This is a genomic window from Exiguobacterium sp. s141 (assembly GCF_018618085.1).
GTDB lineage: Bacteria > Bacillota > Bacilli > Exiguobacteriales > Exiguobacteriaceae > Exiguobacterium > Exiguobacterium mexicanum_A.
Genome location: NZ_JACSLJ010000002.1, coordinates 406,653 through 420,083, shown reverse-complemented (window position 1 = coordinate 420,083; position 13,431 = coordinate 406,653). Strand labels below are relative to the sequence as shown.

Annotated in this window: 14 protein-coding genes; all 14 read right to left on the bottom strand. The window is 54.2% G+C overall.

Features of this window, described 5'->3' with window-relative positions; all coding sequences use genetic code 11:
* Position 1 precedes the first annotated feature (1 nt).
* The 14 genes from KNP74_RS06685 to pgeF all read right to left on the bottom strand — a co-directional run bounded on the left by KNP74_RS06685 (position 2) and on the right by pgeF (position 13,412).
* A complete protein-coding gene (locus KNP74_RS06685) occupies positions 2-1,084 on the bottom strand; it encodes a carbamoyl phosphate synthase small subunit (RefSeq protein ID WP_128122749.1) in 1,083 nt (360 codons plus the stop codon).
* Positions 1,062-2,342: a dihydroorotase gene (locus KNP74_RS06680; RefSeq protein ID WP_214763867.1), complete on the bottom strand. Its 1,281-nt coding sequence runs from the start codon at positions 2,340-2,342 to the stop codon at positions 1,062-1,064. The genes KNP74_RS06685 and KNP74_RS06680 overlap by 23 nt, the downstream gene beginning before the upstream one ends.
* On the bottom strand, positions 2,339-3,244 hold the full coding sequence (locus tag KNP74_RS06675) for an aspartate carbamoyltransferase catalytic subunit (protein ID WP_214710570.1): 906 nt from the start codon (positions 3,242-3,244) through the stop codon (positions 2,339-2,341). Before KNP74_RS06675 ends, KNP74_RS06680 begins: the two co-directional genes overlap by 4 nt.
* Before the next feature lie 130 nt (positions 3,245-3,374).
* On the bottom strand, positions 3,375-4,676 hold the full coding sequence (locus KNP74_RS06670; RefSeq protein WP_214710569.1) for a solute carrier family 23 protein: 1,302 nt from the start codon (positions 4,674-4,676) through the stop codon (positions 3,375-3,377).
* Between the two features lie 48 nt (positions 4,677-4,724).
* Positions 4,725-5,258, bottom strand: coding sequence for a bifunctional pyr operon transcriptional regulator/uracil phosphoribosyltransferase PyrR (gene pyrR / locus KNP74_RS06665; protein WP_034777096.1), 534 nt, complete (start codon positions 5,256-5,258; stop codon positions 4,725-4,727).
* A 199-nt stretch (positions 5,259-5,457) separates the two neighbouring features.
* A complete protein-coding gene (locus KNP74_RS06660; RefSeq protein ID WP_214763866.1) occupies positions 5,458-6,369 on the bottom strand; it encodes an RluA family pseudouridine synthase in 912 nt (303 codons plus the stop codon).
* Positions 6,369-6,842 (bottom strand): signal peptidase II, encoded by a 474-nt coding sequence (lspA, locus tag KNP74_RS06655; protein WP_034777092.1) that lies wholly within the window; start codon positions 6,840-6,842, stop codon positions 6,369-6,371. The genes KNP74_RS06660 and lspA overlap by 1 nt, the downstream gene beginning before the upstream one ends.
* Positions 6,843-6,900: 58 nt before the next feature.
* The gene (gene ileS / locus KNP74_RS06650; RefSeq protein WP_214763865.1) at positions 6,901-9,627 is read right to left on the bottom strand and encodes an isoleucine--tRNA ligase; all 2,727 of its coding nucleotides are present in this window, start codon (positions 9,625-9,627) and stop codon (positions 6,901-6,903) included.
* 270 nt (positions 9,628-9,897) lie between these two features.
* Positions 9,898-10,443 carry a DivIVA domain-containing protein gene (locus KNP74_RS06645; RefSeq protein WP_021067053.1) on the bottom strand — a complete coding sequence of 182 codons (546 nt, stop codon included), beginning with the start codon at positions 10,441-10,443 and terminating at the stop codon, positions 9,898-9,900.
* Positions 10,444-10,461: 18 nt separating this feature from the next.
* Positions 10,462-11,232 (bottom strand): YlmH family RNA-binding protein, encoded by a 771-nt coding sequence (locus KNP74_RS06640; protein WP_034777088.1) that lies wholly within the window; start codon positions 11,230-11,232, stop codon positions 10,462-10,464.
* Positions 11,233-11,505 (bottom strand): YggT family protein, encoded by a 273-nt coding sequence (locus KNP74_RS06635; RefSeq protein WP_021067051.1) that lies wholly within the window; start codon positions 11,503-11,505, stop codon positions 11,233-11,235.
* A gap of 4 nt (positions 11,506-11,509) precedes the next feature.
* Positions 11,510-11,977 carry a cell division protein SepF gene (locus KNP74_RS06630; protein ID WP_029595732.1) on the bottom strand — a complete coding sequence of 156 codons (468 nt, stop codon included), beginning with the start codon at positions 11,975-11,977 and terminating at the stop codon, positions 11,510-11,512.
* A 23-nt stretch (positions 11,978-12,000) separates the two neighbouring features.
* On the bottom strand, positions 12,001-12,654 hold the full coding sequence (locus KNP74_RS06625; protein ID WP_214763863.1) for a YggS family pyridoxal phosphate-dependent enzyme: 654 nt from the start codon (positions 12,652-12,654) through the stop codon (positions 12,001-12,003).
* Positions 12,651-13,412, bottom strand: a complete 762-nt coding sequence (pgeF, locus tag KNP74_RS06620) for a peptidoglycan editing factor PgeF (protein ID WP_138859650.1) — start codon at positions 13,410-13,412, stop codon at positions 12,651-12,653. The genes KNP74_RS06625 and pgeF overlap by 4 nt, the downstream gene beginning before the upstream one ends.
* Positions 13,413-13,431: the final 19 nt, after the last annotated feature.

Sequence of the window (13,431 nt, the reverse complement as noted above, 5' to 3'; positions counted from 1 at the left end):
GTCACATTCCTACTTTCTGTTTGTTTTCTTGGACGATCTGCATGAAGCGGTCAAATAAGTCGTTGGCGTCATATGGACCCGGTGCCGCTTCCGGATGGTATTGGACCGAGAACGTCGGATGATGCAAGTGCTTCACCCCTTCAACCGTGCCATCGTTGACGGCGCGATGCGTGACGACGAGTCCGGTCGTCGCGAGTGATGCCTCATCGACCGCGTAGCCGTGGTTTTGGGATGTGATCGTCACCGCGCCGGTCTCAAGTTCGAGCACCGGATGGTTGGCGCCGCGATGGCCGAACGGGAGTTTGAACGTATTGGCCCCGCTCGCGAGTGCGATCAACTGATGGCCGAGACAAATTCCGAAAATCGGCAACACCGGCATGAGGCGCTCGATGAGCGGCAACGCCGTCGGGACGTCTTTCGGGTCCCCCGGTCCGTTCGACAGCATGACGCCATCCGGTTCATAGCGCATCACTTCGTCGGCCGTCACGTCGTGCGGCAAGACGACGACTTCACAGTCGCGCTTCACGAGTTCACGCATGATGCCGAGTTTCGCACCGAAGTCGATGAGGGCGATACGCGGCCCGCGGCCCGTGCTGACATACGCCCGCTTTGTCGAGACGCGCTCGACTTGATCGGTCGGAAGAAGGACGTCAAAGCGATCCTGGACCGATGCCCACGTCGATTCCCCATCGACCATGACACCGCGCATGACGCCACGTGAGCGGAGATGACGCGTCAACATCCGCGTGTCGACCCCTGCTAGACCTGGGATATTGAAGCGGAGAAGCGTATCACTGAGCGTTGCGGTCGAGCGGAAGTTCGAAGGCAAATCGCACACTTCTTTCACGATGAGTCCTTTCGCCATCGGTACGGTCGTCTCAAAATCTTCCCGGTTGACGCCGTAGTTGCCGATCAACGGGTTTGTCAACACGATGAGCTGGTCGCAGTACGATGGGTCCGACAACATCTCCTGATACCCGGTCATCCCGGTCTGAAAGACGACTTCCCCGATCGTCTCGACGTCTGCGCCGAATGCTGTTCCTACAAATGAAGTGCCGTCCTCAAGCCATAATGTTCGTTTCATCGAATCTCCCCTTATATACGATTTTTCCAGCCGCGATCGTCATCACCGGCCAGCCTACCAGTTTCATCCCCGCGAACGGTGTGTTTTTTCCTTTCGAGCGGAATGTCGTCGGATCGACCACTTGCTCCGTCTCCGTATCGATGAGGGCAAAGTCTGCCGCCCGTCCGACTTCAATCACACCGTACGGTAACCCGAACACGTCGCTCGGACGTTTCGTCATCCAGTTGATGAGCGCCGCTTCTTCCATCTGACCCGTCTTGACGAACGTCGTGTACAAGAGCGGGAACGCTGTCTCGAATCCGGTGATGCCGAACGGGGCCCGTTCCATGCCGGCTGCTTTTTCTTCGGCCGTGTGCGGGGCGTGGTCCGTCGCGATCATATCGATCGTCCCGTCGAACAAGCCTTCAAGGAGCGCCTCACGGTCGTCACGGCTCCGGAGCGGCGGATTCATTTTAAAGTTCGGGTCGAGGCCCGGGATATCGTCTTCACAGAGGACGAGGTGATGCGGTGTCACTTCGGCCGTCACCCGGATGCCGGCTCGTTTGGCGTCGCGGATGACACGTACCGACTGTCGTGACGAGACGTGGCAGACGTGATAGTGACAGCCCGTCTCTTCGGCAATCAAGACGTCACGGGCGATATGGATGCTTTCGGCGAGGCTCGGGATGCCTTGGATGCCGTGTTCTTCACTGAACCGGCCTTCATGGACCGAACCGGCCTTGAGCGTATTGTCCTCGCAGTGGGCGACGACCGCCTTATCGAGACGTTTCGCTTCCCGCATCGCCTCACGCATCATCGCCGCCGATTGGACGCCGACGCCGTCATCGGTGAACGCGAACGCATCTGCGAGCGAAGCCATGTCGACTTGTTCGGTGCCGAGCTGTCGTTTCGTGATGGCGGCGTATGGAAGGACGCGTACGCTTGCGTCTTGCTCGATTTTAGCCAGGAGCTGGTCCATCGTCGCCCGGTCGTCCGGGACGGGACGTGTGTTCGGCATGGCGCAGATTGTGGTGAACCCGCCGGCCGCAGCCGCCTCAGTACCCGTCTTGATCGTCTCTTTCTTCTCCCCGCCCGGCTCGCGCAAATGAACGTGGACATCGACGAGCCCCGGAATGAGGAGCTTCCCTGTCGCATCGATCACTTCATGTCCTTCGGTCGTGCCGTCATAGTCGATCGAGCGGATTTCGCCGTCCTCGATCAATAGATTCGTCGTCCGTTTCGTGTTCCCGTCATACCAAGTTGCGTGTTGAAGTATCATAATTGTCCCCCTAATGCTCGATTTAAAATGGCCATCCGGGCGTAAACGCCGTTCGTCATCTGTGGAAAGATCCTCGACTTCGGATGTTCAATCAAACTGCCGGCGATCTCGACGTCACGGTTGACCGGTGCCGGATGCATGATGATCGCTCGTCCTTTCATTCGGTCGACGCGTTCGGGCGTCAACCCGTAGCGCGCATGATAATCTTCCTTCGAGAAGATGTCGCCCATGATGTGGCGTTCGTGCTGAACGCGGAGCAGCATGACGACGTCACAGTCCGCTAACACATCGTCGAGGTCCCGATGTTCGAGCCCCATCGACTCGTCCCACCAAGAGGCGGGGCTGCAGCCGACGACGTTCGCCCCCAGGCGTTTCAATACGCTTGCGTTCGAACGTGCGACGCGGCTATGGACGAGGTCGCCGCAGATGGCGATGTTCAACCCTTCGAACGTCTTGAACTCTTCAAAGATCGTGACGAGGTCTAACAGTGACTGCGAGGGGTGCTCCCCGCTCCCGTCACCGCCGTTCAACACCGGGATGTTCAACTTTTCAACGAGTTCATGGTAATAGCCCGACTCCGGATGGCGGATGACGAGGGCATCGACCCCGATTGCCTCGAGCGTCTTGCACGTGTCGTACAGCGTCTCGCCTTTCGTCACCGATGACGTCGCCACGTCGAACGGAATCTCTTGTACTTTCAAGTGCCGTTCGGCCATTTGAAACGAATTTTTCGTTCGCGTCGAGTTTTCAAAGAACAAGTTCGCGACCGTCTTGCCGTCGAACAAGGGTGGCATGTCCCCTTGTTTGTAACGTAGCGATTCCTCGATCAATCCCATGATCTCATCGAGCGAGAGCGTATCCAGACTGACAAAATGCTTCGGTTGTTGTTTGATTAAGTTCATGTTCGTCTCCTCCTTTTGTGTGAAGGCAAAGAGAAAAGGCGTCTCTTCACCTACGTGAAGGGACGCCTTCATTTGGGTAGACTACACCCAAATAAACGAGCCTTCACTTTGCCGACCTCACGGGATCGAATTAAAAGTTACTTGCTTGTCGTGTATCTTCAGTTGTTTCGGCAGCAGCTTCGTGGACCGCTTCTTCTTTCGGCAAGAAGGCGTTCAAGAGGATCCCGACGACTGTGGCGAGTGCCATCCCTTGAACCGGGAAGCTTCCGAGTTGGACCATGGCCCCACCAAGTCCGATGACGAGGATGACCGAAGCGATGATGAGATTGCGTTTCTCAGCGAGGTCGACGTTGCTTTCGACCATCGTCCGCAGACCGTTCGAAGCGATGACTCCGAACAAGAGGATCGAGATGCCGCCTTTGACCGGGTTCGGGATCGTCGAGATGAACGCTTCGACGTGACCAAGGAAACCAAAGCTGATAGCCATGAGCGCTGCTCCGGCGATGACGTAGACACTGTACACTTTCGTGATGGCCATGACCCCGTTGTTCTCACCGTAGGTCGTACACGGTGGACCACCGAGCGCCGAGGCGACCGCTTTCCCGACCCCGTCGCCGAGGAGTGTCCGATGGAGACCTGGATCTTTCATCGTTTCGCGTCCGATGATTTTTGACGTGACCATTTGGTCGCCAATATGTTCCGTCATCGTGACGAGCGCGACCGGGACGATGGCGAGCAGTGCTCCGACTTGCCACATCGGCATGTAGTCGACGAACACCATCGTGAAGTCAGGCAGTTGGAACAAGCTCGCTTGACCGAGCGCCGAGTAATCGATGATGCCGAACAGGGCGGCGATGATGTAACCACCGATGATACCGAACAAGATCGGTACGGCGCCCCATACTCCTTTGAACGTCGTCATAGCGAACATCGTGATGCCGAGCGTGAGAAGCGCGACGGTGATGAACGTTCCATTGTAGGCACCGTCTTTGTTCATCGACATGTCGATGGCGACCGGTGCGAGCGATAAGCCGATGACCATGATGACCGGACCGACGACGACTGGCGGCAAGAGGCGCAGCAACCAGTTCACACCTGTCTTATAGATGATGAGCGAGACGACACCGTAAACCGATCCGGCGATGATGCCACCGAACAAGGCGGCTTCGACACCCCATTGCTGGCTGACGGCGATAATCGGGGCGATGTAGGCGAAACTTGACCCGAGATAGGTCGGGACTTTGAAGCGGGTAATCGCTAGGAATGAGAGCGTGGCCACACCGGAGGCGACGAGGGCGACGGACGTGTTTAGGCCCGTCAAAATCGGGACTAAAATCGTCGCTCCGAACATGGCGAAGACGTGCTGCAGGCTGAAGAGCAGCCATTGCGGTAAGTGAGCGGGACGCTCGTGGATGTTGAGGATGGGTTTCATATGTGGTTCTCCTTCCTGGCCTCTCTGGACCACCTTAAAGGTTTTGGATTATTGCTGTTTGATAAACACTTCGTCTGTCGTGTCGACTTCACTGAGTCGGACGACGACTTGTTCTGACTTCGAGGTCGGGACGTTCTTGCCGACGAAGTCTGGGCGAATCGGTAGCTCGCGGTGTCCCCGGTCGATCAAGACAGCGAGCTGGATGTAATCCGGACGACCGTGGTCGACGAGTGCGTCCATGGCGGCTCGCACCGTCCGGCCCGTGTAAAGGACATCGTCAATCAAGACGACCGTCTTGCCGTTGATGTCGTGTGGCAGTTCAGTCGCTTTCACTTCCGGGTCAAGTGACTTCTTAGACAGGTCATCCCGGTACAGCGTGATATCTAAGTTACCGAGCGCGATCGGTTTGCCTTCTATTTCTTCGATGCGGCGGGCGAGTCGGTCGGCAAGCGTCTCGCCTCGGGTTTTAATCCCGACGAGCACGACGTTGTCCGTTCCTTTGTTGCGCTCGATGATCTCGTGAGCGATTCGGGTAAGTGCACGGCGGATGGCCGCTTCATCCAATATGGTAGAACGTTTCAAACGTTTCCCCCCTCTCTCAAATTATACAAAAAGAAGACTTCCTCATCCGGCTGGAAAAGGAAGTCTTCATATATGAGGGCAGACCTCTGCCTCAAATAATCGACGTGTCGTGGCCGCAGCCACAATCCTTTCACAGCCTCTCTGGACTGGGTTTAAAGGTGTTATGCTTCCTAGACTATAAATCGGAATCGGTTGAAAGTCAACGCGTTTTCTCGATTTTGTCCAATTTTGCAAGTTCTTCTTCGAAGTCGGCCGGGAGCGGCGCCTCGAATTCGAGCCATTCGTCCGTGCGTGGATGGAAGAAACCGAGCGTCGCCGCATGGAGAGCTTGTCCGTTCAATTGAATCGTGCGGCGCGGGCCATATTTCGGGTCACCAGCGAGCGGATGGCCGATATAACGCATATGAACACGGATTTGGTGCGTCCGTCCCGTCTCGAGCTTACACTCAACGAGTGTGAAGTCTTTATACCGCTCGAGCAGACGGAAGTGCGTGATCGCTTCTTTCGCGTTCTTGTCCGTCACTGTCATCCGCTGACGGTCGTTCGTGTCACGCCCGATTGGCGCCTCGATCGTCCCGAGCTCATGGGCAACTTCGCCGTGGACGAGAGCGATATATTCACGCTTGATTTTACGATCCTTCAACTGGCTCGCGAGCGATTCGTGGGCCACATCGTTTTTCGCGACCATGAGGAGACCGGTCGTGTCTTTATCGATGCGGTGGACGATGCCTGGTCGTTTGACACCGTTAATGCCTGACAAATCGTCACAGTGATAGAGGAGTGCGTTGACGAGCGTGCCTGATGTATGACCAGCCGCCGGATGGACGACCATGCCGCGTGCCTTGTTGACGACGATGACATCCTCGTCCTCATAAACGACGTCGAGCTCGATATTCTCTGGCAACACCTCGAGTTCGACGGCCTCCGGGACCGTCACGACGATTTCGTCGCCTTCTTGCAGTTTATAGTTCGGCTTGACGACCTGGCCGTTGACGAGGAGGTCCCCCGCCTTGATCCAGTCTTGGATTTGCGAACGTGACCAGTCACTTTGTTCGCTCATCCATTTGTCGATACGTGCCTTTTCTTCGGCGACAAATGTGTAAGTTTCCATTACGATTGTCCCCTTTCTTTGTTTAATTTTTCTTCGAACAAGACGCCGATGATCATGAAGATGACCCCGAACGTGAGCGCCATATCGGCGACGTTAAAGATTGGGAAGTTGTAGCCGAACGGATACGTGTCGACGAAATCGACGACTTCACCACGGAATAGACGGTCGATGAAGTTCCCAATTGCACCGGCGAGCAATAACCCGACGCTATAACCGAGCAGATCGAATCCGTTCACTTCTTTATGCAAGAAATAAATCAAGCCGACGACGACGACCGCGGTGACGATGAAGAAGAACACCATCTGCCCTTCGAGCATGCCCCAGGCCGCGCCTTTATTGCGGTAAGACGTCAAGTAGAGCAATTCAGGGATGAGCTCGATTGACTGCCCGATCGTCATCGTTTGGACGACAATCCATTTCGTTACTTGGTCGAGCAAGATGAGGAAAAGTGCTAATCCGTAATAACGTTTCATCAGATTCTCCTTTCAAGTCATAAGAAACCGGAGTGGACGATCGCCACTCCGGTCCGGCTTATGCGATGACTTCAGTACAACGCGGGCAAAGCTCTGGATGTTCAGCATTTTGACCGAGTTCGGTCGAGTATGTCCAGCAACGGGCACAAGCGGCACCGTCAGCCTTCATGACGCTGATTTCGGCCGTCGTATAATCGACATCGGCCGATTCGACGTAATCGAGTTGCGACACTTGAAGCAACTGACGAACGTTATCGATCGTCTCGAGCAACTGTTTCGTCTCACCTTTTGGCGCGACTTGTAGTTTTGCTTCGAGCGGTTTACCGATCAACTTCTCGCCACGGGCGATCTCGATCGCTTTCAACACGTCGTCACGGAACGTGAGGAACTTCGACCATTTAGCAAGCAATGCCGTCTCATCTTCTGTGAGAGGTGCCACTGCCTCAAGGTCTGTCAAGAAGACGCTATCAGCTGTCTTCGCCGGCACTTCTTGCCACACTTCGTCCGCTGTGTGCGGGAGGATTGGTGCAAGCAATTTCGTGAGCGTGACGACCGTGTCATACATGACCGTTTGAACGGCACGACGACGTGCGTCGTCTTCACGTTCAATATATAGAATATCTTTCGTGAAGTCGAGATAGAACGACGACAACTCGTTGACACAGAAGTTATGGCTCAAGTGATAGACAGCCATGAAATCGAACGTGTCGTACGCTTTGACGACTTTCGTCTGAAGTTGCTTGAGTTTTGTCGCCATGAAGCGGTCCGCTTCCGGCATGTCTTCGAAGGCGACACGCATCGATGGGTCGAACCCGTTCAAGTTACCGAGCAAGAAGCGCAACGTGTTGCGGATCTTCCGGTAGACTTCCGACACTTGTTTGAAGTTATCGTGCGATGCGCGGACATCCGACTGATAGTCGACCGACGATACCCAAAGACGGACGATTTCCGCTCCGTATTGTTTGACGAGATCGTTCGGTGCGATCGTGTTGCCGAGTGACTTCGACATCTTACGGCCGTCGCCGTCGAGGACGAAGCCGTGGCTGAGCACGTTGCGATACGGCGCTTTGCCCGTCGTCGCGACTGCCGTCGAGAGTGACGAGTTGAACCAGCCGCGGTATTGGTCCGAGCCTTCAAGGTACAAGTCGGCCGGACGGCGCAAGTTATCGCGCTGTTCGAGTACGCCCGCATGAGACGAACCTGAGTCAAACCAGACGTCCATAATGTCGAGTTCTTTCCGGAACTCGCCGTTCGGGCTGTTCGGGTGTGTGAAGCCTTCTGGCAACAAGTCTTTCGCTTCACGCTCATACCAGACGTTCGAGCCGTGCTCATGGAACAAGTTGGCGATGTGGTCGATTGTCTCGTTCGTGATGATCTCCGTGCCGTCTTCGGCGTAGAAGATCGGAATCGGAACACCCCATGCCCGTTGACGGCTGATGACCCAGTCCCCACGGTCACGGACCATGTTGTAAAGGCGCGTCATGCCCCACTCCGGTACCCAGTTCACTTCTTCGATTTCACAAAGCATGTCGGCACGGAAATCTTTGATTGACGCGAACCATTGCGGTGTGGCGCGGAAGATAACCGGTTTTTTCGTACGCCAGTCGTGCGGGTACGAGTGCTTGATGAATTTCAAGTTGAGGAGGTAGCCGTTCTCTTCAAGCTTCATGCCGATTTGTTTGTTTGCGTCTTCATAGAACAAACCTTCGAAACCTGGCGCCTCTTCTGTCATATAACCACGGTCGTCGACCGGGCAGAGGACGTCGAGTCCGTAAGCTTGTCCGACACGGTAATCGTCTTCCCCGTGACCTGGTGCCGTATGGACGAGACCTGTCGCGTCAGCCGTGACGTGATCGCCGATCATGACGAGCGATGTCCGGTCATAAAGCGGGTGCTGAGCCGTCATGTGTTCGAACTCGCGCCCGTTCCAAGAACCGCTCACTGTGTAATCCGTCCAGCCGAGTGCCGTCGTCACGTCTTCGACGAGCGTTTCGGCAACGATGTACCCTTTGCCGTCGTGCTCGATGCGCGTGTACGTCAACTCGTCGCTGACCGCGATCCCAAGGTTGGCCGGGATCGTCCATGGTGTCGTCGTCCAGATGACGAAGTGGTCCGTTGTCGCTAAGACGTCTTTGCCGTCGACGACTTGGAACGCCACGTAAATCGCCGGTGACTTCTTGTCATAGTATTCGATTTCTGCCTCGGCGAGGGCCGATTCAGAAGACGGTGACCAGTAGACCGGTTTCTTCCCTTTATAGATGTAACCCTTCTCGGCCATCGTCCCGAACAAGCGGATTTGAGCCGCCTCATATTCCGGCAATAGCGTGATATACGGGTTGTCAAAATCAGCCATCAGTCCGAGACGCTTGAACTGCTCGCGTTGCGAGTTCACTTGTTCCATCGCGTACGCCGCACACTTCTCGCGGAATTCGGCGACGGTCATCTCTTTACGATTGACGCCTGCTTTTTGAAGCGCGTTCTCGATCGGGAGACCGTGTGTGTCCCAGCCCGGGATCATCGGTGACTGGTAGCCGTTCAATGATTTGAAGCGGACGATGATGTCTTTCAATACTTTGTTGAGCGCATGGCCCATATGGATGTCGCCGTTCGCATACGGAGGTCCGTCATGCAGGATGTATTGTGGCTTTCCGGCATTTTTTTCTTGGACGCGGTTATATAGGTCCATCTGTTCCCAAGCCTCGTGCATGGCTGGCTCGCGTTTTGGCAGATTTCCGCGCATCGCGAATTCTGTTTCAGGCATCAATAGTGTGTCTTTGTAGTTCATTGAAACTCCTCCTGCATCTTTTTTTGACAACAAAAAAACCCGCCCCTAATAGGGACGAGTTAGTCGACTCGCGGTACCACCCTACTAATCTCAGGAAAAGCCCCGAGACCGCTCTTGGTAACCGATAACGAGGTCAGGCGGTCGCGCTTACTAACTTCAGCCCGACACTCATAGGGGATACCGATAAAGTCTTTCTCTTAGGCTTGCACCTTCCCTAAGTCGCTTCGTAGGTATGACTTTATCGACGTGTCCTAATCGACGTATTGTGTATTATCCGTGATGTTTGGTTGGTATGACTTCGTCGTCATTATACGCAAGTTCGGTCGTATCGTCAAGAACCGTCTGGACCGGCGGCTCCCCGACAATCGTGTCCCATTCCGTGCTGTTCAACAGCTCCATCTGAGCATCGACGAGGACGCGGAAGCGGGTCCGGTACAACTCGACTTTTTTGAGCATTTGAATGACTTCGCGCTCAGCGAGCTGTTCTTTACGTGACGCTTCTTCCTCACGGGCGAGCGCCTCGCGTTCGGCCTGCTTCAAAATGAGACTCGCTTCTTTCGCCGCGTTCGTCTTCACTTCTTCAGCTGCCTCTTGGGCGACGATAATCGATTTGTTCAATGTGTCTTCCATTGAGGAGAAGTAGTCGATACGGGCTTGCATATCGTTGACGAGTTCTTCGTACCTTCTATTCTCACGAATCAATAGCTCAAACTCTTTGATGATTTGATCTAGAAATTCATTGACCTCATCGATATCGTACCCGCGAAAACGAGTCGAGAACTCTTTATTATGAATATCAATCGGTGTCAACGCCATTCGACTTTCCTCCTAAGTTCAACGTATGATGCCATACTGGATTTTTATTTTCTCACGTTTCGTCGAGCCGAGAATCGCCGTCAATTTGACACGGCCATACCCTCGGATCGAGACCAAATCGTCTGGTTCAAGGATGAAGCTCGCATCGTCAATCGGTTTATGATTCACTTTGCAGTCTCCATGTTTGACGAGCGCCTGCGCTTTTTGCCTTGATAATCCGAGCACTTCGCTGACGACCGTGTCAAACCGGAGCGATGAGACGATTCCGAACTCGTCGCTCCATTTGACTTCGGGCACGACGAGCACGGACTCGGGCGGTACCTCTGAGATGCGAATCCTGGCCTTGCCGACCCGGTCGACGTTCATCTCGATGAACCCGACCGCCTCACGCGTCGTCGCGAATTGGGCGACGCCGTCGTCGAGGACGACATCTCCGAATTTTTGACGCTTCAACCCAGCGTTCAAGAGCGTACCCGTCACTTGACGATGCGTCAATTCGACAAATTTGGTTGGATAGTCGATTTGACGAATCGCGATATCAAAATCGTTCGGGTCGAGCTCGTAATAGTCCGGAGCGAGGATGAGTCGACGCCGTTCCGCGCCTTCAAATCCGCCGTCCTCATAAATCGCGAGCTGCTTCCCGACGAGTTGCCGGACGATTTGTTGCTCGCGTGGATCTAAAAAGTCCGTCACTTTAAACACATAGTTGTCCTCGACTTGTTGAACCCAATCGAGCACTTGCTCGACAAACGGGCGCTCATTCGGACGATAATGATCGAAGACGCTCATTTAAATACCGAAAATCGCTCGCACTCCAAATTGTGCCATCCGTAGCACAAATAAAGCGACGATTGGGGAGATATCGAGCATCCCGCCAATTGGTGGGATGATTCGACGAAACGGGTTTAAAAACGGCTCGCATAGATACGATAAAATTTGACCAAATTTAGATTCGCGCGCATTTGGGAACCACGATAATAAAATATAGGCAATCAAGACCCAACTATAATACCCAAGTAATGTAACGATCGTGTTGCCTAACGCAGGTATAGCATTTTCCATTCAGTTACCACCCTTTACTATTGAGTTCGTCCTCCGAAATCAAATTCGAGATCGATCCCGTCAACTCGATGTTGTTTGGAGTACATAAAATCGTGTTATGTCCAATCGACGTCATCGTCCCTTCTAACGCATAGACGACACCTGACAAGAAGTTGACGACTTGACGAGACTGCTCTTTCGACATCCGTTGGAGGTTGACGATGACGGCCCGGTTCTCTTTCAATTGGTCGCTGATGTCTTGGGCTTCGGCGAATACACGCGGTTCGGCCAAGACGACTTTTGAACGTTCTTTCTTCTTCGTGTTCAACGCGACGATATTGTTTGATGTTTTCGGACGGTCCTCAGTTTTGACGATTGCCTCCGTCATCGGTTGTGTCTTCGTTTCGGCGACAGCATACTCGTCTCCTTCGAACTGGTTGTTCGGATCTTCCTCGAGTCCAAAGAAGTCCTTCATTTTGTTTTTGATTGACATAACGGATTCCTCCTTAAAATATATTATTGCACAAGTACGGTTCCAATACGAACAAACGATGCGCCTTCTTCGATCGCCAACGTGTAGTCGTTCGACATCCCCATTGACAGTTCGGTACACGGTGCATGCGGATAGGCAAGACCTGCGACGTCATCGCGCAATTGTCTCAAGTTTCGGAACGTCTCCCGAATCACCGTCTCATCCTCTGTGAACGGTGCCATCGTCATCAATCCGATGATCCGCACGTGAGGATACTGTTTACAGTTCTCGATGAACGGGATGACTTCCTCTTTTTCGAGACCATGTTTTGATGCTTCGCCCGATATGTTCACTTGCACGAAACAATCGATCACGCCTTGGGCGCGCTTATCGATCTCTTCGGCGAGCGAGAGACGGTCGAGCGAATGGATCGCTGCCACATGGTCGATAATTTGTCTCACTTTACGTGTCTGCAGGCTGCCGATGAAATGAAACTTGGCATCAGGCGGCAACTGCTCGACTTTTTCAAGTAATCCTTCGGGACGATTTTCGCCGAAGTCGCGGATGCCTTCCGCATAAAGGGCGTTCGCCACGTCGGGACCGACCGATTTCGTGACCGCGATGAGCGTCACCGCTTGATCGGTCCGATGCGCGTCGATCGTCTGTCTGACTTGATTCACATTATTCGCTATACTCACGATTTCTTCTCCTTGACGAGGACAGCCGCAAATCGACGTTTGGCATCTCCGTTCCGATATGAGAAAAAGCTTCGATCGGCTACGGTCGACAAGTTCGATTGGGTCACCTCGATATTTCGTTCAGCGGCGAGCGTCTCGTTCACTCGTTGCAGGGATAGATGGGCATGGCCTGCCTGTTCGTCCGAGACTGATGCTTCATAAGCTGCCGGCGAGACAGCTTCGACCGCATCAAGGACACGGCGGTCGACCTCGTAATGGTCGGCCGTGATGGCTGGTCCGACAAACATATCAATATCTTGTTCCGGTACGCCCAATGTTGCAAATGCATCGGTCATCGAGGCCACGATGTTACCGACTGTCCCTTTCCAGCCTGCGTGTGCGACACCGATGACGCCATGGTCTTTGGCGCAAAAGAACAGCGGGACACAATCAGCGAACACGAGGGCGAGCGGTAACGAGTCAACCGTCGTGACGAGACCGTCCGTCGCCGGAATCGTCTCATCGTAACGGTACGCCCCTCTGCCTCGGTCAGCGTCTCCGACGACTTCGACGTTTGTTTGATGCACTTGGTCGGCCCATACCGAATCAGCGAGGTCGAGACCGGCCGCTTCGAAAAATTGCTTCCGATTGGCGACGACTCGATCCGGGTCATCTCCGACGTGGAGTCCGACGTTGCCTTCGTTATGCCCATCGGTCCGGGTCGTGACGTAGGCGCGGTAGCGATCCGTCTCGGTTTCCCATGTATGTAACAGTCGCATATGATTCTCCTTTTTTAGA

Excerpts from the sequence above, each read along its gene's own strand:
- pgeF (WP_138859650.1), bottom strand. The coding sequence starts at position 13,412 with ATGCGACTGTTACATACATGGGAAACCGAGACGGATCGCTACCGCGCC.
- KNP74_RS06630 (WP_029595732.1), bottom strand. The coding sequence starts at position 11,977 with ATGTCAATCAAAAACAAAATGAAGGACTTCTTTGGACTCGAGGAAGAT.
- KNP74_RS06685 (WP_128122749.1), bottom strand. The coding sequence starts at position 1,084 with ATGAAACGAACATTATGGCTTGAGGACGGCACTTCATTTGTAGGAACA.
- KNP74_RS06660 (WP_214763866.1), bottom strand. The coding sequence starts at position 6,369 with ATGGAAACTTACACATTTGTCGCCGAAGAAAAGGCACGTATCGACAAA.
- KNP74_RS06640 (WP_034777088.1), bottom strand. The coding sequence starts at position 11,232 with ATGAGCGTCTTCGATCATTATCGTCCGAATGAGCGCCCGTTTGTCGAG.
- KNP74_RS06680 (WP_214763867.1), bottom strand. The coding sequence starts at position 2,342 with ATGATACTTCAACACGCAACTTGGTATGACGGGAACACGAAACGGACG.
- KNP74_RS06670 (WP_214710569.1), bottom strand. The coding sequence starts at position 4,676 with ATGAAACCCATCCTCAACATCCACGAGCGTCCCGCTCACTTACCGCAA.
- lspA (WP_034777092.1), bottom strand. The coding sequence starts at position 6,842 with ATGAAACGTTATTACGGATTAGCACTTTTCCTCATCTTGCTCGACCAA.
- KNP74_RS06645 (WP_021067053.1), bottom strand. The coding sequence starts at position 10,443 with ATGGCGTTGACACCGATTGATATTCATAATAAAGAGTTCTCGACTCGT.
- KNP74_RS06675 (WP_214710570.1), bottom strand. The coding sequence starts at position 3,244 with ATGAACTTAATCAAACAACAACCGAAGCATTTTGTCAGTCTGGATACG.
- KNP74_RS06635 (WP_021067051.1), bottom strand. The coding sequence starts at position 11,505 with ATGGAAAATGCTATACCTGCGTTAGGCAACACGATCGTTACATTACTT.
- ileS (WP_214763865.1), bottom strand. The coding sequence starts at position 9,627 with ATGAACTACAAAGACACACTATTGATGCCTGAAACAGAATTCGCGATG.